The 20,160-nt window shown below is 63.9% G+C and carries 19 protein-coding genes; 14 read left to right on the top strand and 5 right to left on the bottom strand.

Annotated features, from left to right (window positions below; all coding sequences use genetic code 11):
• Positions 1–66 precede the first annotated feature (66 nt).
• Complete coding sequence (locus tag C1A30_RS08570) at positions 67–993, bottom strand: enoyl-CoA hydratase/isomerase family protein (protein ID WP_235009760.1); 927 nt, start codon at positions 991–993, stop codon at positions 67–69.
• Between the two features lie 47 nt (positions 994–1,040).
• On the opposite strand from C1A30_RS08570, the gene C1A30_RS08565 reads away from it, so the two are divergent.
• From C1A30_RS08565 to C1A30_RS08550, 4 genes are read left to right on the top strand one after another with little or no spacing between them, the layout of a single operon-like run.
• A complete protein-coding gene (locus C1A30_RS08565; RefSeq protein ID WP_101947856.1) occupies positions 1,041–1,469 on the top strand; it encodes an SRPBCC family protein in 429 nt (142 codons plus the stop codon).
• Between the two features lie 47 nt (positions 1,470–1,516).
• Entirely contained in the window at positions 1,517–2,827 is a 1,311-nt protein-coding gene (locus C1A30_RS08560; RefSeq protein ID WP_101947855.1) for an amidohydrolase family protein, read from the top strand.
• Positions 2,824–4,017: an acyl-CoA dehydrogenase family protein gene (locus C1A30_RS08555; RefSeq protein ID WP_101947854.1), complete on the top strand. Its 1,194-nt coding sequence runs from the start codon at positions 2,824–2,826 to the stop codon at positions 4,015–4,017. Before C1A30_RS08560 ends, C1A30_RS08555 begins: the two co-directional genes overlap by 4 nt.
• Positions 4,007–5,074, top strand: a complete 1,068-nt coding sequence (locus tag C1A30_RS08550) for an acyl-CoA dehydrogenase family protein (RefSeq protein ID WP_101947853.1) — start codon at positions 4,007–4,009, stop codon at positions 5,072–5,074. Before C1A30_RS08555 ends, C1A30_RS08550 begins: the two co-directional genes overlap by 11 nt.
• Here the strand turns inward: C1A30_RS08550 and C1A30_RS08545 are convergent.
• Positions 5,065–6,282, bottom strand: coding sequence for a cytochrome P450 (locus C1A30_RS08545; protein ID WP_200828220.1), 1,218 nt, complete (start codon positions 6,280–6,282; stop codon positions 5,065–5,067). The genes C1A30_RS08550 and C1A30_RS08545 overlap by 10 nt on opposite strands.
• 76 nt (positions 6,283–6,358) lie before the next feature.
• Between C1A30_RS08545 and C1A30_RS08540 the strand changes: the two genes are divergently transcribed.
• Together C1A30_RS08540 and C1A30_RS08530 are read left to right on the top strand one after the other, a co-directional pair.
• Complete coding sequence (locus C1A30_RS08540; protein WP_235009759.1) at positions 6,359–8,491, top strand: CoA transferase; 2,133 nt, start codon at positions 6,359–6,361, stop codon at positions 8,489–8,491.
• Positions 8,492–8,707: 216 nt separating this feature from the next.
• Positions 8,708–9,826: a thiolase family protein gene (locus C1A30_RS08530; RefSeq protein WP_101947850.1), complete on the top strand. Its 1,119-nt coding sequence runs from the start codon at positions 8,708–8,710 to the stop codon at positions 9,824–9,826.
• A gap of 12 nt (positions 9,827–9,838) precedes the next feature.
• Here the strand turns inward: C1A30_RS08530 and C1A30_RS08525 are convergent, their stop codons facing one another.
• The gene (locus C1A30_RS08525; RefSeq protein ID WP_200828219.1) at positions 9,839–11,047 is read right to left on the bottom strand and encodes a CaiB/BaiF CoA-transferase family protein; all 1,209 of its coding nucleotides are present in this window, start codon (positions 11,045–11,047) and stop codon (positions 9,839–9,841) included.
• A 75-nt stretch (positions 11,048–11,122) separates the two neighbouring features.
• On the opposite strand from C1A30_RS08525, the gene C1A30_RS08520 reads away from it, so the two are divergent.
• The 4 genes from C1A30_RS08520 (at position 11,123) to C1A30_RS08505 (ending at position 15,243) form a co-directional block, all read left to right on the top strand.
• Complete coding sequence (locus tag C1A30_RS08520; protein WP_235009758.1) at positions 11,123–12,346, top strand: CaiB/BaiF CoA-transferase family protein; 1,224 nt, start codon at positions 11,123–11,125, stop codon at positions 12,344–12,346.
• Positions 12,322–13,569, top strand: coding sequence for a CoA transferase (locus C1A30_RS08515; RefSeq protein WP_369974147.1), 1,248 nt, complete (start codon positions 12,322–12,324; stop codon positions 13,567–13,569). The genes C1A30_RS08520 and C1A30_RS08515 overlap by 25 nt, the downstream gene beginning before the upstream one ends.
• Positions 13,566–14,009: a VOC family protein gene (locus tag C1A30_RS08510; protein WP_101947847.1), complete on the top strand. Its 444-nt coding sequence runs from the start codon at positions 13,566–13,568 to the stop codon at positions 14,007–14,009. Before C1A30_RS08515 ends, C1A30_RS08510 begins: the two co-directional genes overlap by 4 nt.
• 109 nt (positions 14,010–14,118) lie before the next feature.
• Positions 14,119–15,243 (top strand): cytochrome P450, encoded by a 1,125-nt coding sequence (locus C1A30_RS08505; protein ID WP_235009754.1) that lies wholly within the window; start codon positions 14,119–14,121, stop codon positions 15,241–15,243.
• Position 15,244: 1 nt separating this feature from the next.
• On the opposite strand, the gene C1A30_RS08500 is transcribed toward C1A30_RS08505, so the two are convergent.
• Positions 15,245–16,009: an SDR family NAD(P)-dependent oxidoreductase gene (locus C1A30_RS08500; RefSeq protein WP_235009752.1), complete on the bottom strand. Its 765-nt coding sequence runs from the start codon at positions 16,007–16,009 to the stop codon at positions 15,245–15,247.
• Between the two features lie 123 nt (positions 16,010–16,132).
• Between C1A30_RS08500 and C1A30_RS08495 the strand changes: the two genes are divergently transcribed.
• From C1A30_RS08495 to C1A30_RS08485, 3 genes are read left to right on the top strand one after another with little or no spacing between them, the layout of a single operon-like run.
• Entirely contained in the window at positions 16,133–16,330 is a 198-nt protein-coding gene (locus C1A30_RS08495) for a ferredoxin (protein WP_101947844.1), read from the top strand.
• 7 nt (positions 16,331–16,337) lie between these two features.
• A complete protein-coding gene (locus C1A30_RS08490) occupies positions 16,338–17,381 on the top strand; it encodes an acyl-CoA dehydrogenase family protein (protein ID WP_101947843.1) in 1,044 nt (347 codons plus the stop codon).
• A 4-nt stretch (positions 17,382–17,385) separates the two neighbouring features.
• A complete protein-coding gene (locus tag C1A30_RS08485) occupies positions 17,386–18,525 on the top strand; it encodes an acyl-CoA dehydrogenase family protein (RefSeq protein ID WP_101947842.1) in 1,140 nt (379 codons plus the stop codon).
• Positions 18,526–18,534: 9 nt separating this feature from the next.
• Here the strand turns inward: C1A30_RS08485 and C1A30_RS08480 are convergent, their stop codons facing one another.
• The gene (locus C1A30_RS08480) at positions 18,535–18,732 is read right to left on the bottom strand and encodes a hypothetical protein (RefSeq protein WP_101947841.1); all 198 of its coding nucleotides are present in this window, start codon (positions 18,730–18,732) and stop codon (positions 18,535–18,537) included.
• Positions 18,733–18,860: 128 nt separating this feature from the next.
• Between C1A30_RS08480 and C1A30_RS08475 the strand changes: the two genes are divergently transcribed.
• Complete coding sequence (locus C1A30_RS08475) at positions 18,861–20,156, top strand: amidohydrolase family protein (RefSeq protein WP_101947840.1); 1,296 nt, start codon at positions 18,861–18,863, stop codon at positions 20,154–20,156.
• Positions 20,157–20,160 lie beyond the last annotated feature (4 nt).

The following is a 20,160-nucleotide window of genomic DNA, read 5'->3' as shown; positions in this document are numbered from 1 at the left end:
CACTTCCGTGCGGTCGACCCGTTCAGCATACAGAACATTCTGACAGAATCTGTATATGTGTTCTATCTAGTCGAATCCCCATTCGGAGTAGCGGCGTTCGAGCTCGGCCAAGGCTTCTCTCCCCCCACGGGCGGACCGCTCCTTCATGAAGTTGAACTCGTCTTCGCGCCACGAGAGGTTGCTGAACACTGTGTGTGCCATCGGAACCCAATCGCCGAACTGCGCAATGCCCACCGCATTCCAGAAAGCAATGAGCGCATGCTTACCGACCATCAATCCATCGGCGGAGTGGTGTGCGATTGCGCGCGCATAGCGCAGGGCTTCGTCGCGTAGGCCATCCGCGGGGACCACGGAAGCGGCCACCCCCCAGTCGCGGAGTTCCGCCGCCGAGACCTTCCGGCCGGTGATCATGGCTTCATATCCGCGGTTGGGACCGAGCTTGAGCAGTGCCAACGGCATCGCCGTGGAAAAGCCGGCGAAGCCGATGCGTGCCTGTGGCCGGGCAAGGTACATGTCATCGGAAACCAAGAGGATGTCGGCGGCCAACGCGAGGTTCATTCCCGCACCGAGGGTGGCACCCTGGCACGCGGCGATCACCGTCTTGGGAAAGTGCAGCCAGTTCGTCAGATGACGATGCAGCCTGCGCGCATTCGCCATCCGCGCTGTTTGCGGTAGCCGCTTTCCCTTCGTCAGACCAGCCTGCTCGACGGGTAGACGACGAACGTCGTCACCGCTGCAGAAGTCCTTGCCTTCAGCCACCAGAATGACGACCTTGACGTCATCGTCATCCTCGGCGCGATCGAGGCGATCCTTGAACAGCGCATGCATGTCGGGCGAGAGGATCGCGTTGCGTCGGTCCGGTCGATTGATCGTTATCTGTGCAATGTGCGGCTCGACAATCTGGTATCCGACCCAGTCCTCGTCGACCACGAAATCGGAATCGCCATTCGCCATATCAGCCCCGTCTTCCATCCCGTCGCAGCGATGGGACATAGGAACACTATCCGATCAAGTGTTCCATACGATGGTACTGTCCGCGCATGCCAACGATGACGGTGAGCAAGGATGTCGCGGCAAGCGCCGGCGCGATCTGGGCGCTGCTAGCCGACTTCGGTGACGTGCACTGGATCCCCGTCGCCGGCGATGTAGAGATCGAGGGGAACGGCCCCGGCATGTGCAGGAAAATTCATGGCTCCGGCGACACCCCTATCGTCGAGCGACTGCGGTGGATTGACCCAGATCAGATGCGACTGTCCTATGAGATCCTCAACAACCCGTTGCCGGTAAATCGCTTCGAGACCGTCGTGTTCGTGACCAACGTGCCCGGTTCGCATGACATGTCCAGAGTGGGCTGGGAAGTGGACTACGACCCATCAGGCGACGACACGAATGCGCGCCAAAGCATCGAAGCTGTGTACACCATGATGGCCGACTGGCTGGCGGATGCGACGAACAAGCGCGGGGGATAGCCTGTACACACATACACAAACTTTGTTCATTAGTTTAGGATTGTTCGGTGATAGATCCCCGTGATCTCGTGCTGATCAGCGTCGACGACCACACTGTGGAGCCGCCTGACATGTTCAAGGGCCGGATTCCGGCCAAGTTCGCCGACGATGCTCCGCGGATCGTCGAGACGGACGACGGCGTCTGCTTCTGGGAGTACGCGGGCCTGCAACTGCCCAACATCGGGCTCAACGCGGTGGCCGGTCGCCCCAACGACGAGTGGGGATTCGAGCCGTCCAGCTTCAGCGATATGCGACCGGGCTGCTACGACGTCGACGCCAGGGTCGCAGACATGAACGCCGCGGGCGTGTTGGCATCAGCGTGCTTTCCGTCCTTCCCCACTATCTCGGGTGCGTTGTTCACCTATCACGGGGACCGCGACGTCTCGGAAGCTATGGTCCGCGCGTACAACGACTGGCACATCGAGGATTGGTGCGGCAGGCATCCCGATCGGTTCATCCCGATGGGCATTCTGCCTCTGTGGGATCCCGTGCTGGCCGCCGCGGAAGTGAAACGTGTTGCGGCACAGGGTTGTCATTCGGTGACCGTGCCGCAGCACATCGGCAACTACGGCCAGCCGCCGTGGCAGGACCCACAGTGGGATGTCATGTGGGCGGCGATCTGCGAGTGCAATTCAGTGGTCAACATCCACATCGGGACCGGCGGCGGTGTGCCGGTGCCCTCTGACCAGACGACCTATCTCGCCTACAACTCGATGTTGGCGATCGACACCATGCGGTTCACGGCCGATCTGCTCTTCTCGCCGGTCGTCACGAAGTTCCCGACCATCAAGTTCGCACTTTCCGAGGGCGGCATCGGTTGGATCCCGTTCCTACTCGAGCGGTTCGAGGACATCTACTCGCGCCAACGGGCGTGGACTGGCGATGACCTCGGTGCCGGGCTGACTCCGACTGACGTCTTCCGACGCAATTTCATGTCGTGCTTCATCCGCGACCGTGTCGGTATCGAGATGCGTGACCGAATCGGGGTGAAAACGATCTGTTGGGAGATGGACTATCCGCATTCCGACAGCAGCTGGCCGGATGCGCCCGAGCAGCTCGCGGCGCAACTCGAGGGCTGCACCTTCGACGAGGTCGAGGCCATCACCTGGCGCAACGCCGCCCGCGTCTACGGGTATGACGGCGTAGCGCGACTCGGCCGAGAGAACTGCACTGTCTCGGCCCTGCGCGACAAGATCAGCGGGCTCGATCTGTCGGCGCCCAAGGTCGACGCGGGCCGCGCACCGAAGGCCGGCACCACCGCGATCACCTACGGGGAGATGAAAGAGCGGATGGCGTCGATCATCCGCGGCGGAACGTGACCGGTCTCGACTACGGCGTCAGGCTCACCGACGCCGACATCACTTTTCGCGATGAGGTCCAAGCCTTCCTCGCAACAGCACTGACACCCGACATCCGTGCGAAGGATGGTGGGGAGTCGGCTCGCATTGTCCGGATGCGGCGCTGGCAGAACCGACTGGCCGACGCGGGCCTGGCCGCCATCTCATGGCCGACCGAGTTCGGCGGGCGTAGCGCAACTCCGGTGCAGCAGTTGATCTTCAACACGGAGATGGCGTCAGCACACGCACCAGAGCCCATCAACCGCAGTGCCATCAATCAGCTGGGTCCAACGATCATCCAATGGGGCACGGACGCCCAGCGCACTCACTACCTCCCGCGCATCTTGTCCGCTGAAGACGTCTGGTGCCAAGGCTTCTCAGAACCGGACGCGGGCAGTGACCTCGCGGCGCTGAAGACCAAAGCCGTCGTTGACGGCGGACACCTGGTCATCAGCGGCCAGAAAGTTTGGACGTCGAAAGCCGAGTACGCCGACTGGATCTACATCCTTGCCCGCACCGATCCCAACGCCGAACGGCGCGAGGGCATCAGCTACATACTCGTCGACCTGAAAACTCCAGGCATCACGGTACGGCCAATACGCCAGATCACGGGGGCTGCCGAGTTCAACGAGGTCTTCTTCGACTCGGTTCGTGTCCCCCTGGCGAACGTGCTGGGGCCTCTGCACGGCGGATGGACAGTCGCGAAGTCAACACTCGGATATGAACGAGTGGGTCAGAGCCGGACACATCGGATCGAACGGCGACTGGACATCTTGGTGCGAATGGCACAGGAACCGAATGCCCTGACTGAGATCGGGTTCGATGACAGTTACGTCGCCGATCAGATCGTCAGGTACGCCGCCCAGGTAGAGGCTTTGCGGCAGATCGCTGCTCAAGCCACGGCGGCAGGCGTACGCGGAGTGAGTCCCGGGCCGGAAGCGTCGGTCGCCAAGTTGTTGACGTCGGAAGTGGATCAGTCGATGGCCAACTTTGGGCTCGAACTCGCCGGACCCGCGGGCACGTTGGAGCGCGGCTCTCCAGGTGCGGCCAAAGGCGGCAATGTCGCCGCGAGCTACCTGTTGATGCGTGCGGCCACGTTCGGCGCGGGCACCTCGGAAATCCAACGAAACGTCATCGGCGAGCGCCTTCTGGGATTGCCCCGTGACTACTGACAGCGCATCTTCTCTGGGCGATATCGCCGATGCTGCGATTGAACTTGCGCATCTCCGAGAGTCGGCGGATGGCATCCTCGGACACGCGTGGTCTATCGGACGGCTTCGGGCCCTGCTCGAACAATCCGAGCCAGCGTTCGACGATCAGCTGTGGCGGACGGTGCGCGAACTCGGTTGGCCGGACGTCCTGGTCAGCGAGTCCAGTGGTGGCGGCGGCGGCACGCTGCGGGAACTCGCAGTGCTGGCCGAAGCCGCCGGTGCTGCCGCAGCACCTGTGCCGCTGACCGCCACGGCCGCGGCGGCATGGTGCCTGGACAGCTGCGAAGATGGCGTCACCCTTATCCTCGACCGATCGGTCAGCTCTGTGGGACAACGGGTTTCAGGATTTGCCCCTGTCGTTCCCTACGGGGCGAGCGCCACCCGGTTACTCGTCCTGGCCGAATCAGACGAATGTCCAGTGCTTGGCGTGGTGGATCCGGCCGCCTCGGGTGTGAGCCGTGAGCTTCTTCGCCCACTTGACCACAATCCCGCGGCGGCAGTCACTTTCGCCGACGCGCAACTGGTGCCGATAGCAGAGGGCAACGACGCGGTACGGCGCCACTCGGATGCGGTGTTGCGGCACCGCATCGCAGCCATCGCCGAACTCGTCGGCATCGCATCAGCGGCCAACGCCGCCGCCACCGAGTACGCAAAGGTGCGCGTCGCGTTCGGCAGACCCATCGGTTCATACCAGGCGATCAAACATCGACTCGTCGACCAACGGTCCGCGATCGAGGTGGCCCGGGCACTCATCAATCGGGCGGCTGACGCGTGCGAGCAGAACGAACCGGATTCGTCAGCTTTGGTGTCGCTTGCCGCATTCTGGGCGATCGATGCCCTTCGCGCTGTGCCGGAGGGTGCTACCCAGGTGTTCGGCGGCATCGCCTACACGTGGGAACACGACGCCCACATACACCTGCGCCGAGCGGCCACCGCAGTCGCGACGCTGGGATCGCGGGCCGAGCACCGCCGAGCCGTGACGGACTGGCTGACCGCGCGGCACGCGTCTCAGCGGTAGTCCAACGTCACCTCGAGTCGGTCGAAGGTATTGACCAACGACGATTCTCGCTTGACCCGCGCGCCGGTGACATGCAGCCCCTTCGCTCGCTCGAGCACCTCGTGCAGGACGAAGCGGGCTTCACGGCGCGCAAGCGCGGCGCCCATGCAGAAGTGTTCTCCCACACCGAATCCGACGTGACCGGACGCGTCGCTGCGGCTGATGTCGAACTCCTCCGCACTGGGACCCCAATGGTCGGCATCTCGATTGGCAGAAGCGTAGGCCATCAGCAGCCCATCCCCCGCGCGGATTGTCTTGTCACGCATCTCAACATCGTGGGCCGCTTGTCGCGCCATGCTCATCACCGGCGTCCACCATCGCAACGTCTCTTCGATGGCGTTGTCCGCCAACGCGTGATCGGCGAAGAGCCGCTCGCGCTGTTCAGGGTGCAGATCCATGCACTGGACGAGCCCGGCCAACAGGCTCTGCGTCGTCTCACTGCCGGCGGCGAGCAACGTCATGGCGTAGACCATCGTCTGCACCTCGTTGAACGGCTCACCGTCGATGCGTACTTGCGTCAACATGGTCAGCAGGTCATCCCGTGGATCGACGGCGCGTTGCGCGATCAGATTCATCAGATACGGCGCGATCTGGTCGAAAATCAACCCGAAGTCGTTGTCGTCGGCCAATCCGCTGCCTGCCTTGGCAATCGTCGTCGCCCACGACGCGACCTTCGGCCAGTCCTCCTCGGGCACGCCCAGGAAGTAGGAAAAGATGTACACCGGAATCGGTTCGGCGATGTGCTCGATCCAGTCGAACTGTCCGTCAGGAAGATTGTCGAACGCCGCAGCGACGACCTGCTTGACTCGATCCTCCATCTTCGCCACAGCGGCAGGGGTGAAGCGCACGCCGATAGCCTTGCGGTGGGCGCGGTGCACGGGAGGATCCATGAACATGATGCCCCGGTTTCCGAATCCCTGTGGATCGACGCCCTGCCGATGGGCGATCAAATCCATCATCACCGCGATGCGCTCCGACGTGAACTTCTCGGGTCGGGCCGAAATGCCCTTGATGTCGTCGTACTTGGTGACGACCCAGAATTTCCCGTCGTCATACCAATGTAGCGGGTCACTCGCCCGCAGTTCGCGAAACGTCGCGTTGGGGTCGCCCAGATAGAAGGCCGGATCGTCGAACCGGGCATTGGTCACGGCAGGAGACATCATCGCCATATCTGAACAATAGAACACTGAGTGTGAATCTGTGAACCCGACTCCGCTACACTGCAGCGAAACGACCGTTGTTCGATTGTTCTACAGCGTTGTCGCTGTTGGCCGGATGCAGGAGCGCAGTGCGGTGACCGAGGATCGTGCCCCGACCCCGTTCCTGTCGGGCGTCCGCGTGCTCCAGCTCGGTGACGGCATCGCGGGATCTGCGGCGGCCGCACTCCTGGCGAGCCTCGGTGCGGATGTGTCCAGGCTGCCCGGGCCACGTTCGCCTCGTGTCGGCCCGGTGTTGGTCGGCTCATCAGGTGAGATTTCCGCAGTCGACGTCGTCCTCGACCGTCAAAAGCGGATCCTCGACGACGAGAACGGGTTTCACGGGGATGCCGACATCGTGATTGCCGACGGCGCCGCCGCGCCGCCGGTCAGCCCCGATACCGTGGTTGTCACCCTGTCCGCCTTCGGTATGGACGGACCGCACAGCGGACGCCCGGGCGGAGAGTTGGTCGCCCAGGCCAGCGGCGGGTTGTTGGCGACGATCGAGGACGACGACGGCAACCCGGTGCCCGCACCCGGCTACGTCGCGTTGAAATCCGCGGGCGCCGTGGCCGCGTTGGCCGCGTTGCACGGCCTCGACTGTCGCAACCAGGTTTCGGGTCCGGTACGTCTGGATGTGTCCATCCAGGAAGCGGTGATCTTCACCGCCGCCCTGCCCGAATGCGCCCACGCGATGTACCGGTGCCCCGGTCGCGCGGGCAGCGGTCGATACCTGGCGCCCTCGGGTGTGTTCGGTTGCCGCGACGGCCTGGTCCGCATCACCGCCGTCGAGAACCACCAATGGCAGGGTCTCCTGACTGCGTTCGGCAATCCCGACTGGGCACACGGTCTCGACGAACGTCCGGCCCGCATCGAGCATGCCGAACTCATCAACGCCAAGGTGACCGAGTGGACTGCCCTGCGGGACAAGGCCGATTGCGCTGATCTGCTTCAGGCACACGGCGTTCCGTCGACGCCGGTCAACCTACCCGGTGAACTGCTGAACTCACCGCAGTTCGCGCACCGGGGCTCATTGACGTCCACCCGCCTCGGCGAGCGCGAGATCGCCGTGCTCGAGCCCCCGTGGCGATGTCGACCAGGGCACGCCGGCCTGCCGCGTCGCGGAGGACTGCGTGGGTTGCGCATCGCCGAGCTCACGCATGTACTCGCCGGCCCGATCGTCGGAGCATTGCTGGGCGGTATGGGTGCGACTGTGGTGCGCGTCGAGGATCCGGACCGCCTCGACATCTACCGCCGCTCCGGCCCGTTCGCAGAGGGAATCGCCGGCGCCGAGCGCGGGGCGTACTTCGCGGTGGCCAATCACTCCAAGCGAAGCGTCTTGATCGACCCCTCGACTGCGATCGATGACGTCGCCAACATACTTCGCGAGGCCGATGTCGTGATCGAAAACGTCGGGTCCTCACGCCTCGGACGGTTGAAGGTCGACCCTGACGAGCTAGCGGGGCAAGGCCGTCTGGCGGTACGGGTATCCGGGTTCGGCTCCGATGGCCCGCTAGCAGGATATCGGGTGTACGCCAACAACGTTCAGGCATACGGCGGACTGGCCGGCACAACCGTGAGTGCCGACGGCGACCCCGCCCGCCTTGGCACAGTGTTGGCGGACCCGCTGTCGTCGGTGATCACGGCGGTCGTCATCGCGGCCTGGGCACTCGGGCCGGCGCGCGACACAGGCGCAGTCGTCGACGTATCGATGGCCGAAGTGGTCGCGTTCACCATCTCGGAATTCGTCTCGGCAGCCTCGATTGCACAGACACAACCGGACGCCAAAGTGCACCGCGGCATCTTCCCGAGTGCCGACAGTCGCTGGGTCGCAGTCGAATTCGAGGAATCGCAGCATCGCGACGCCGATACCATCGCGGCCTCGGTAGCCAACCATACTGGCGAAGACGTCGCAGCCGAACTTCGGTCGGCCGGAGTGTCGGCGGCCGTCGTCCGAAGCGCAGCCGAGCTCATCGTCGATGAACACCTGAGGACCCGCGATTTCTTCCCCGAAATCGCCCATCCCGATCCCGCGATCGGCACGGCGCGATTGGTCGGGCTGCCATGGCGATTCGCCGGCCAGGGTCCCATTCCACTGTCACCGCCGCCGGCCCTGGGCAGCACAGATTTTCGGCACCGTGACGTTTTCGAGAGGATGTCAGTCAGCGATGTCAGCAGCTGAAGCGACGGCAACCGTGTGGTCATCGACATTCGTGCCGTCGAAGTCGCCCTACCCTGAATTTGGACAGGACGGCTACTGTGTCGCCTGGGTCGACTGCGGGCACACCCGACTGCAGGTCCTCGTCGAAGGCGCCCGCCCGGAACCCGGAACGACCGGGCGCCTCGTCGAGAAATGTCTTGGAGACGCGGCGGTCGCAGTGTTCGTGGCGGACCCGTCATGACGGGCGTTCGTATCGCCGGTATCGGGGTCACCGAGTTCGGAAGGCACAGCGGCACCCCCTTGGCCGATCTGGGCGTGGTCGCTGCTGAAAAGGCGGTGGCGGATGCCGGCATCGACTACGAAGCCGTCGGCGAAGTGTTCACCTCGTCGGCACTGGCCGGTCCACAAACAGGTTTGGCGGTGGCACATCGGCTGGGCCGCACCGGAATCCCGGTGACAGCTACCGAAAGCGCGTCGGCCGGCGGGATGGTCGCATTGCGGCACGCCATCTGGGCCGTAGCGTCCGGGCGCTGCCGCACCGCACTGGCGATCGGGTACGAGAAGACGACGGCGTTGGAACCCGGCGGGGTCGTGCCCGCGGCCGTCGGCTTCTGGGATCGCTTCCCGCCCCAGGTGCACTACGCCATCGAGGCGGCGCGCTGGCTGCACGACACGAAATGCGGGCCAGAGGTCATCGCTGCGGTCGCAGCCAAGTCGTACAACCAAGCCCGGCTCAATCCGCTGGCCGCCCGACGCAATCCGGACCAGGTGACGGCCGACGATGTGCTGGGTGCACGAATGGTGGCAGACCCACTGACCAAGATGATGTGCCACGCGTCGGTCGACGGCGGTGCGGCGGTGGTGGTTTCTGCCGATGCCGTGCCGCGATCGGTGTCTCTGCTGTCCATCGAGCAGACCAGTTGGCCGTCGGACCCGTCCTGGCCTCTCGTCGGACCGGTTGTCGGCCCGCCGTCTCAGATCACGCTGACCGCCAAGCGGGCGTTCGCCGCCGCCGGCGTCGCACCCGGCGACGTCGGGGTGGTGTCCCTTCACGATATGTGCGCCAGCGAGGAGATCACCGCCCTGATCGCGATGGGGCTGACAGACTCGGCAGGTGTCGTGAAGTTGGCCGAGTCGGGTGGGCTCGCATCAGACGGCTCACTGCCCACCAACACCGACGGCGGGTGCATAGCGCGTGGCCATCCGATCGGAGCCACCGGACTGGCGCAAACCGCCGAGATTGTCAGTCAGCTTCGTGGAGAAGCAGATTCACGTCAGGTCGCCGATCCGCGGGTCGGCCTCGCGCAAGCAGTCGGGGGTGGCGGCTCATGCGTGGTGGCGCTGATGCAGGCCTGATCAGGCGAGCACTCACGCGATGGCGCCGCTCTCCTTCAGCGCCATGATGCGATCCCAGTCGCCACCCAGTTCGAGGATCACCTGCTCTGTGTCTGCGGCGAACTCAGGCATCGCGCGGAGGTTCAATGCGGTCTCGTCGAACATCACGGGGCTCGCCACCAGCTCGAAGGACTCCCGGCCGTCGTCGACGGAAACGATGTTGCCGTTGGCACGCACCTGCGGATCAACGGCCACCTCCGCGGTGTTCTGCACCGGCGCCCACTGACCGCCGAAGCCCTCCAGCGCTTTCCGCCAGTGCTCCAACGAATGCGCACCAATGGCCTCTCGGAGTACCGTAATCGCCTCTGCCGCATTGCGGGTCAGTGCTTCGTGGCTGTTGAACCGCTCGTCGGTGCCCAACTCCGGAACTCCGACGCGCTTACAGAACTCGGCGAAGTACCGAAAGCCCTGCAGCATCGACAATCCGAGGTAACGATTGTCGCTTGTGCGATAAAAACCCACCAAGGGATTGTTCGGCGTCACGTTGGCGCCGGCCGGATTGGTGATCCATGGCTCTCCGCTGACCAGCGCGGCGTTGACAGCTACCCCTGACGCCCACACGCCGACGCCCAGAAGCGAGATGTCGACTATGCGAGCGTGTCCGGTGCGCTGCCGCTCGAACAACGCTGCCGCGATGCCACCCGCGATTGTCATGCCGCCAATCGAATCTCCGTAAGCCGGTCCCGGCTGAGGGACCACCCCCTCGAGGTCGCTGGGCGTCGAGCCCGTCGCTCCCCCCGCTCTACTCCAGAAGCCGGTCATGTCGTAACCGCCGGCGCCTGCGTCTTGCCCGAGCGGCCCATAGGCGCTGCCCCTCGCGTAAACGATGTCGGGGTTGATCGTCCTGAGGTCCTCGACGTCGATCTTGAGCTTTTTACGCGCATCCGGTAGCAAGTTGGTCAGGAACACATCGCTGGTGCGAGCGATGTCCATCAACAGCTCGTGTCCATCCGGCGTGGAGATATCAAGCGCCACTGAGCGTTTGCCGCGGTTGGCGTGCTCCATCACGGGATTGCGCCTGCCCTCGACCTTGATATGACCGAGTTGCTTGAGTCCGCGTTGAGAATCCCCTGTCTGCGGGTGTTCGATTTTGATGACGTCGGCGCCCCAGTCGGCGAGCACCGCACCCGCGGCAGGGACGAACGTCCACTGGGCCACCTCGAGCACACGAACGCCGGCCATGGGTCCAGTCGATGTGATCGCAGCCATGGATTGAACAATAGAACACCAGATGTTTATTTGCTATCGTAGACAGTCGTGACCGACGCGCTCTCCCACCTAAGGGTGTGCGATTTGAGTGGCCAGCTGGCAGGTGCCGGAGCCACCAAAATCCTGGCCGCTTTCGGCGCCGAGGTGATCCGCGTCGAGGATCCGGCCACGCAAGGGCTCTGGGACGCGCTCCGCGGAGTCGGCCCCTACGTCGACGATCGCCGCGGAGTGAATCTGGGTGGCGGATTCAACAACCACAACGTCGGCAAATACGGTGTGACCATCAACCTGCGCACGGACGAGGGCAAGGAGCTGCTGCGCGAGCTCATCGCCGTCAGTGACGTGGTGTGTGAGAACTTCGCCGCAGGGGTCATGGAGCACCGCGGCTTCGGCTACGACGACCTCCGCCGTATCAAACCCGACATCATCTACGTCTCCAACTGCGGCTTCGGCCACACCGGTCCCTACAAGGACTTCAAGACGTGGGGGCCTATCGTGCAGGCCGTCAGTGGATTGACGTATACCGCGGGCCTACCCGATGACGAACCCTCCGGATGGGGCTTCTCCTACATGGACCACGGTTCGGCCTTCTACATGGCGATCGCGATCCTCGCCGCCGTCCACCACCACAGGCGCACTGGCATCGGTCAGCACGTCGATCTCGCAACCGTCCCGGCAGGCATCGGCATGCTGCCGACAGAAGTGCTCGACTGGACGGTCAATGGGCGGGCGACAACCGCTCACGGCAACCGCGCCGACTTCGACGAGATGGCGCCGCACGGCATCTATCCGTGCGTGGGCGACGACCGCTGGATTGCCATCGCTTGCCGCGACGACCGGGAATTTGGCCTGCTTGCAGGGGTTCTCGGGGAACCAGCTCTGACATCCGATCGATTCAGCACGGTCGAGCAGCGTCTGCGCGTCAGCGACGAGCTCGACAAACTGATCGGCGCGGTGACCGCCAACCGCATCGCAGGCACGCTCGCCGACGACCTGACCGCGGCCGGAGTGCCCGCCAGCGTAGTCAAGAGCCCGGCCGAACGGATCGACGGCGATCCTGACCTGGCGGCCATGGGGCTTTTTCCCACAGTCGACCACCCCGAGATGGGAACGGTTCGGGTCGAGGGAATCCCGATGCGGTTCTCGGAAACGCCATGGCAGATCCGGGCGGCGGCGCCGGTTCTCGGCCAGCACAACCGCGAGGTGTTCTCGGACCTGCTCGGCCACAGCGACGACGAGTTGGCGGCCTGGGCGGATCGAGGTGTGATCTGAGTGCGCTAGCCGATCTTCGCATCGTGGAGTTGACGGGTCAGTACACACCGATCGGCGGACGGGTGCTCGCCGAACTCGGCGCCGACGTCACCGTGGTCGAGCCACCTGACGGTTCACCGCACCGTTCCCGCCCGCCGTTTGTCGACGACGTGCCAGGTGCCGACCGCAGCCTGCGGTGGTGGGGCGGCAATGCCGGAAAGCGTGGCGTCACCGCCGATCTCGACACTCCTGGAGGCGTCGAGTCAGTACGACGGCTGATCGGCACGGCCGACATCGTGATCGCCCCGGGCGACCGACTCAGCGAGGGCACAATCGGCTACGACCAGAGCCGGGTTGGTCACGATGGCTTGATCTGGGTCTCGGTCACCCCGTTCGGCCTGCACAGCGCCCGGGCAGATCAACCGGTCACCGACCTGACCATGCTGGCGGGCAGCGGGCCGGTGTGGAACTGCGGCTATGACGACCACTCGCTTCCTCCTATCCGCGGCGCGGGTGACCAGGCCGCCAACATAGCCGGAATGTATTGTGCGGTAGGCACGCTCGTAGCACTAGCGCATCGTGACCAGACGGGACGGGGTCAGCTCGTCGACATCAGCGTGTCCGCTGCCTGCAATGTCACCTGCGAGCAGACCACCTACCACTGGCTGACGGTTCAGGGTGTCTGCTTCCGCCAGACCGGACGTCATGCGCACTCCGCGCCCAGTGCACCGGTCCAGGTGCGCTGTGCCGACGGCCTTTTCGCGACGACGGGCGTGTTGCCGCGCAAACCCGAGGACTTCGGTCGATTGCTGGACTGGCTGCGCGAACTGAATCTCGCCGAGCAGTTGCCCGAAGCAGTCTTCCTCGAGCTTGCCGCAGAACGCGACACCCCGGTGGAGATCGCGTTGATCGGCGAGGACGACGAAACGACGGCGATTCTCAGTGCCGCCCGCGATGCGATCCGGCTCATCGCGTCGACATTGCCTGCCAAAGAATTCTTCCTCACCAGCCAGCGCCGCGGCTTTCCCGCAGGGGCGGTGCTCCCGCCGAACGCAGCTTTCGACGACGAGCACACAGTGGCGCGCGGCTTTCAGGTGCCGGTCCATCATCCGGAACTCGGAAGGACCATCACCTACCCGGGCACGCCATATCTGTTCAGCGAGACTCCAACGCACCCCCCGACGCGGCCGCCGATGCTCGGCGAACACAACGCGACACTCGAGTCACTCGTCGAGCGTCCATGAGCGACGGTCACCGGCTCACGCACATCGGGCTCTGTGTGCGGGACATCGAAAGATCCACCGACTTCTATTGCCGTGCACTCGGATTCACAGAAGTCGGCAGGATGACGGTGGATGACCCTGCCACCGAACAGCTCCTCGACGTCCCTGGTCTGGTCCTCGATCTTGTCTACCTGGAACGAGATGGCGTCCGCCTGGAACTTCTCGGCTATCGTGCGCCGGGCCGGCACGAAGCACCCACGCCGCGCCCCATGAATGCCACCGGTTTCACCCACCTGTCTTTTCGAGTCGACGACCCCGACCTGCTCGCGTCCACAGTCGTCGCCGAGGGTGGCGCATTGCTCGCCGAACGCACAGTCACCTTTCCCGGCGGAAACAGGGGACTCATGCTCACCGATCCGGACGGCAATCTTCTCGAGCTGATCGAGAGGCTGAGCAACTAGGCACAATCCGTCTCATTGTTCAGGCTGATGGTAGAGTCTTTCCATGCCCGCGACCAGCGAGTTGATGTATTCGCCGTTCTCGAGGGCGGTCTTCGACGACCCGTATCCGGTGTATCGCCGGCTGCGCGATGAAGCACCGGTCTATCGAGATCCGGATAACCGATGGTGGGTGCTGTCGCGCTTCGACGACGTGTCGGGCGCGTTGCGCGATTGGCAGACGTATTCCTCCAAACTGGGCCCCGCCCCTGAGAATCCGGACAATGACGGCCGCAAATACTCGGTCATTTCCATGGATCCGCCGCGCCACGACCGCATCCGCGGGGTGTTGAAAGGCTTCTTCACCCCGAAGGCGGTCGCGGCGATGGAGAGTGCATTGCAGTCTGTGGTCGATCACCACTTGGATCGACTGCGATCGGGCACGACTGTGGACGCGATGGAAGCCTTCGCGTTCTCGGTGCCCACCGATGTGATCGGGGATCTACTGGGAGTCCCGCACGCCGACCGCGAGCAGCTGCGGGTCTGGTGGGAAGCTTTTCTGACCCGCCACGAGGGCGAGGTCGCGATGCCACCGAGTGCGATCGAAGCCAATCGGAAGATCAGTGCCTATATCGGTGACCTCATCGAGGCGCGGCGCAGCGAGCCTGGTGACGACCTGATCAGCATCGTGCTCAGGTCCACGTTCGACGATCCCGAAACCGGCGAGCGGGCCCTTTCCCCGCACGAGGTGCTGATGTTCGCCAACCTGCTGTCGGCGGCCGGATCCGAAACCACGCAGAAGCTGATCTCAAACGGACTTGTTGCGCTGCATGAGCATCCAGACCAGTGGCAGCGAATTCTGGGCGACCACACGTTGATTCCCGCCGCTGTCAACGAGGCACTGCGGTATGACACACCGAGCCATTGGGTCGCCCGCACTCTCACCCGGCGGGTTGAGAAACACGGCGTGGTGATGGAGCCCGGAGACTGGGTGCTGCTCCTGCTCGGCAGTGCAAACCGTGACGAACGTCGATACGACGAACCGGATCGCTTCGTCATCAACCGATCGCGTGGCACCGACGTCTATTTCGGTTGGGGCATTCACATCTGCCTCGGGCAGTGGCTGGCGCGTCGGGAGGCTCAGCTCGTCTTCGAATACATCGCAAAGAAATTCCCCAACTACACGATCGGTGCTCGCGAGCGTGTCTTGACCGCAACCGTGCGTGGTTACACGAGCGTGGAGATGACCCTTGCGTGATCTATGTGAAGACGCCGGGCGACTGTGAGTAGTCGACCGTGGACAACTCGGTCATGCCCCCATCGATGTGCAGCACCGTGCCGGTGACGAATGCGGCGTCGTCGCTGGCCAGAAATGCGACCGCAGGTGCGATTTCCCGGTCCGGGTCAGCACCGCGCTTGAACGGTGACGCGGCCGCGGTCCTGGTGTAGTTGTCCCATTCGGTACCGATCATGTCGCGCTGCACGTCGGTCAACGCGAACGGGCAGACCGCATTGACCCGGATACCGTGTCCAGCCCATTCATTGGCGGCCACCTTCGTCAGCGCTGCAATCGCACCCTTTGCCGCGGAATACGGTGCGGTGTAGCCGATCCCGGCCAGCGCAGAACCGGACACGAAGTTGACAACCGACGCGTTACCGCTTGCCTTGAGGAACGGATGCGCGGTCTGCATGAAGCGGAAGGTAGCTTTTGGCCCAGTGGCTTCCGACAGCTCCCAATCCTTGTCAGTGACGAGCTCCAGCGCCTTGGGCATTGCGAAGTACTGGGCAGCATTGACGAGCACCTGTAGTCGCCCGTCGACAGCCGCAGCGGTGACTGCCGACTCGATGTCCGCACGCTTAGCGACGTTGGCCTTGACGTAGGCGGCAGCGCCGCCGTCCTTACCGATCAGCTCGACGCATTCGCGGCCCTTCTCCTCGTTCAGATCGACCACCGTGACGCGGGCACCCTCTTCGGCCAGTCGGCGCGCGATCGCCCGCCCCAGTCCCTGTCCACCGCCGGTCACCAGGGCATTTCGATTACTCAACCGCGTCACAGCCCGAGCCTCCTAGATTGAACAGTTGAACATTATTCGTTCTATCATTCAAGATGATGACAGATCGTCGACAGCCACGGAAAGAGGACCCGGATGCACGTCGAAGTCGACCGCGACCTATGCGAATCCAACGCTGTCTGCGTGGGCATCGCCCCCGATGTCTTCGAACTCGGCGCCGACGATCTGGCAGTTGTGAAAGTCGGTGAAATTCCGACCAATCGGCAGGACGCGGTTCGCGAAGCGGTGGCGATGTGCCCGAAAATCGCGCTGACACTGTTGCAGGATCGATAGTTGCCCAATGGACATTGGCCTGACCGACGAGCAGAAGCTGCTACAGGACACCGCATCTGGGCTTGCCGCACGCTTGGGAACCACCGGACCGGGCAACATCGAAGCCGGTTCCACCTCCGAAGAGCAGTGGCTTCAGGTCGTCGAACTGGGCGTGCCGACATTGCGCTCCCCGGCGCTGTGCGGCATGGACACCAGTGGCATGGAGACCGTCGTCGTCATCGAGCAGCTTGCACGTGCATTGTGCGCGGTCCCGGTGGTCGGGCAGGCGGTACTTGCCACCGAACTGCTGGAGGCGGCCGGCGCCGAGAAAGAGCTCGAGCTGATTGCCGAGGGGACTCTCCGGGTCGCCCCGGTCCTCACAGGTGACTTGCGAGGTTTCGGGAGCCCGGCCGGCGGCGGAATCGGATTCGACGCGCAGGGTGCCACCCACGCTCTGCTGGTGGGAGAGACCGACGGTGTGAGACGGGTGGTCTGCGTGCCGCTCGAGGACCGTGGCGGCGACGGCCTCGACCTGACCCGCACACTGCTGAGGATCCGGCCCGATCAAAACGGGTCGGCGATGGCCGTCGGAGACTCGATCGACACGGAGCGGTGGCAACGCGTCGAGTCGCTGGCGCTGACGGCGATCGCGGCCGACCTGATGGGTGTCATGCAGGGTGCACTCGACGAATCGGTGCGCTACGCCGGCGAGCGCGCGCAGTTCGGCGTGAAAATCGGATCATTCCAAGCGGTCCAACACCTGCTCGCCGACGCGCTGGTCCGCGTCGAAGGCGCCAGGAGCTGCCTTTGGCATGCCGCGTGGGCGATCGACCACCTACCCCCGGATGAGGCTCGCTTGGCGGCCATGACGGCGAAGGCATACGCCGCCGATGCGGGTCGCGAGGTCGTCGAAGCCGCGGTTCAGGTTTTCGGCGGCATCGCCATCACCTGGGAACACATCGCGCATTTCCGGGTACGCAGGATGCTGCTCGACCGGCAACTGTTCGGAGATGAGTCAGTTCAGTACGACGCCATCGCGCAGCTTCGACTCGCCGATGAGGAAATTGGGTAGGCCGATGGACTTCAATGACTCACCACAAGAGAGCGAGTTCCGCCACCAGTTGCGACAGTGGTTGCGCAAGCACGCGGCGCAGGCCGCGATCCCCGAAGATCCGGCAGCGCGCGCCGACGCCCAGAATGCTTGGCACCAAACGTTATACAAGGCCGGATACATCGGGCTGTCCTTCCCAACCGAGTACGGGGGTCACGGGCTGCCGCCGATCTATGAGGCGATCCTCAACGACGAATTGGGCCGCGCCGGCGCTTCACCGATCGAAGGGGTAGGTCATCTCAGCAACGCGCTGAGAATCTTCGGATCCGATCAGCAACGCGCTGAGTTGTTGCCCGGCTTGCTGTCAGGGGCCGTGCGATGGTGCCAGGGTTTCAGCGAGCCCGAAGCGGGCTCGGATCTGGCCGGACTGAAAACCCGGGCAGAATACACGGAGGCGGACGGCAAGCAGTTCTTCCGTGTCACCGGCCGTAAGATCTGGACGAGTTTCGCCGCGGTGGCTGACTGGTGTTTCCTCCTGTGCCGCACCGAGTTTGATGCTCCCAAACACGCCGGTATCTCGGTCTTGCTGGTCCCGATGTCCTCGCCCGGTATCGACGTTCGCCCGATTGTCAACGCCGCCCGCAACCGCGAGTTCGCCGAAGTGACGTTCGACGACGTCGAGGTCCCCGCCGAAAATCTGCTTGGCGAACGGGGCCAGGGCTGGTCGATCGCCAACCAGTTGCTTGCTTACGAGCGAGGGCCCAGCGACATCAACTGGATCAGCCGGCTCTCCCGGCAACTTCGGGATCTCGAGAAGGACGTTCGCGTCGGCCGTCTCCAGAACACTCCGGCCACACGCGCCCGGCTGGGCCGGGCATACGTCGAATTGCGTGCACTGCAGGTCAAGGTGCAACGATCGCTGAGCGACCGCCAGCACGGCCACCTCCCGGGCCCTGAAGGGTCGGTCGACAAGCTGCTGATGACGCGCGCTGACCAGATTTTCGGCCACACCATGATGGACGTGCGCGGGAGCGAGCCGCTGCTCGCTGAAGGGCTCGAATGGGATATCTACGTCTGGTCACGTGCCGCCGGAATCTATGGCGGTACCGCCCAGATTCAGCGCAACATCATCGCGCAGCGGGTGCTTGGCCTGCCACGCAAATAGCGCCGCTGTTCAGTCGGCAGACGTGATCCGGGCCAGTGATTCCCGCAGGGCACCAAGGCGTCGTTCCATGATTTCGTCCCCTGCGCCCGCCGCCAACTTGGTCTGGACGTCCTCGATTTCAGCCGCCAGCCGTTCAGCAGCTTCACTCTTGGTCAATAGGTCCTGGTCAGCCCAGTCGTCGTGCGGAATGCGGTCCTTCGGATCCATCGAGTATCTCCTTCGCCAGCGCCTGCACCTCAGTTGAGAACGAACCCGCAACGGCGGTATAGTCAACTGAGCAGAATTTGTATATTTGTTCCATCAGGGTAACAGTCGGAAGAACTGGGGATAGAGCAATGCCGCTGCAACCGTCGATGAAGCTGTTGTCTGTTGACGACCATCTCATCGAGCCACCGCACGTGTGGTCTGACCGCCTACCGAAGAAATTCCTGCAGGCGGGTCCACGGATCGTGGAGTTCCCCCGTGACGGCGCGGAGCCCGTCCAGCAGTGGGTTTACGAGGGCCGGGCGTACCCCAACATCGGCCTCAACGCGGTCGCGGGAAAATCCCCTGAGGAGTTCGGTGTAGACCCGGTGCGCTATTCCGACATGATTCCTGGCTGCTACGACCCCAAGGCGCGACTGACCGACATGGACGTCGACGGTGTTCACGCGATGTTGTGTTTCCCGTCGTTTCCGCGGTTCTGCGGCACAGTGTTCCTGGAGGGCCAGGACAAGGAACTCGCGTTGCTCTCGGTACGGGCCTGGAACGATTTCTCGATCGACGAATGGTGCGCCACAGATCCGGCCCGGTTCATCCCGATGGCGATCACCCCGCTGTGGGACGTCGACCTCATGGTCGCTGAAATCGAGCGCGTGGCCGCCAAGGGTGCGCGTGCGATCGGGTTGCCCGACAATCCCATGAATCTCGGCCTCCCCAGCTTCCACATGCCGCACTGGGATCCTGTCTTCTCGGCTCTGGAGGAGACGAACCTGACTGCGGTGATGCACTTCGGTTCCGGCGGAATGCCGCCCTCGACCGCGGCCGAGGCGCCGTTTGCCGTCATGGTCACGCTGATGGGCACCACGTCGATGGCCGCGGCAGTCGAACTGGTCTTCTCACCGGTGTTCCACAAACACCCGAATCTGAAGGTCGCGTTCTCTGAGGGCGGCATCGGCTGGCTGCCCTACCTCGTCGAGCGTGCGGATTACGTGTGGCGAAAGCACAAGTACTACCAGAACATTCACCCGACCGTCGCACCGTCGGAGTTGTTCCGCCGCAACATCTCGGGCTGCTTCATCGAGGATGAGGTCGGCGTGGCACTGCGTGACCAGATCGGTATCGACAACATCACCTGGGAGTGTGACTACCCACACTCGGATTCGTTCTGGCCAAAGAGTCGGGCCCGGGCTGAGGAGATGCTGGCTGACGTCCCAGATGAAGACGCCGCCAAAATCGTAGAGCTGAATACCCGGCGCTGGTACGCCTTCCCCGAGGAGGGCTTCAAGTCGTGCACCGCCGACTCCGGTTGGCGACCCAACAACGGGCAGCCGTCGGATTACGACTACGACGCTGTGATGGCCGACCACGGCGGCGTCGGCTACGGCGCCTTCGTCAACAACCTCGCCGAACAGATGGCGAACAAGGAATAGACGG

Source organism: Mycobacterium sp. 3519A (assembly GCF_900240945.1).
Lineage (GTDB): Bacteria > Actinomycetota > Actinomycetes > Mycobacteriales > Mycobacteriaceae > Mycobacterium.
Note: the sequence above shows the minus strand (reverse complement) of the source record. Positions and strands in the feature narration are given on the sequence as shown.

What these genes read in the sequence shown, in the direction of transcription:
- C1A30_RS08570 (WP_235009760.1), bottom strand. Translation starts at nt 993, where the DNA reads ATGTCCCATCGCTGCGACGGGATGGAAGACGGGGCTGATATGGCGAAT.
- C1A30_RS08565 (WP_101947856.1), top strand. Translation starts at nt 1,041, where the DNA reads ATGCCAACGATGACGGTGAGCAAGGATGTCGCGGCAAGCGCCGGCGCG.
- C1A30_RS08545 (WP_200828220.1), bottom strand. Translation starts at nt 6,282, where the DNA reads ATGGCGATGATGTCTCCTGCCGTGACCAATGCCCGGTTCGACGATCCG.
- C1A30_RS08530 (WP_101947850.1), top strand. Translation starts at nt 8,708, where the DNA reads ATGACGGGCGTTCGTATCGCCGGTATCGGGGTCACCGAGTTCGGAAGG.
- C1A30_RS08525 (WP_200828219.1), bottom strand. Translation starts at nt 11,047, where the DNA reads ATGGCCGGCGTTCGTGTGCTCGAGGTGGCCCAGTGGACGTTCGTCCCT.
- C1A30_RS08510 (WP_101947847.1), top strand. Translation starts at nt 13,566, where the DNA reads ATGAGCGACGGTCACCGGCTCACGCACATCGGGCTCTGTGTGCGGGAC.
- C1A30_RS08495 (WP_101947844.1), top strand. Translation starts at nt 16,133, where the DNA reads ATGCACGTCGAAGTCGACCGCGACCTATGCGAATCCAACGCTGTCTGC.
- C1A30_RS08490 (WP_101947843.1), top strand. Translation starts at nt 16,338, where the DNA reads ATGGACATTGGCCTGACCGACGAGCAGAAGCTGCTACAGGACACCGCA.
- C1A30_RS08485 (WP_101947842.1), top strand. Translation starts at nt 17,386, where the DNA reads ATGGACTTCAATGACTCACCACAAGAGAGCGAGTTCCGCCACCAGTTG.
- C1A30_RS08480 (WP_101947841.1), bottom strand. Translation starts at nt 18,732, where the DNA reads ATGGATCCGAAGGACCGCATTCCGCACGACGACTGGGCTGACCAGGAC.
- C1A30_RS08475 (WP_101947840.1), top strand. Translation starts at nt 18,861, where the DNA reads ATGCCGCTGCAACCGTCGATGAAGCTGTTGTCTGTTGACGACCATCTC.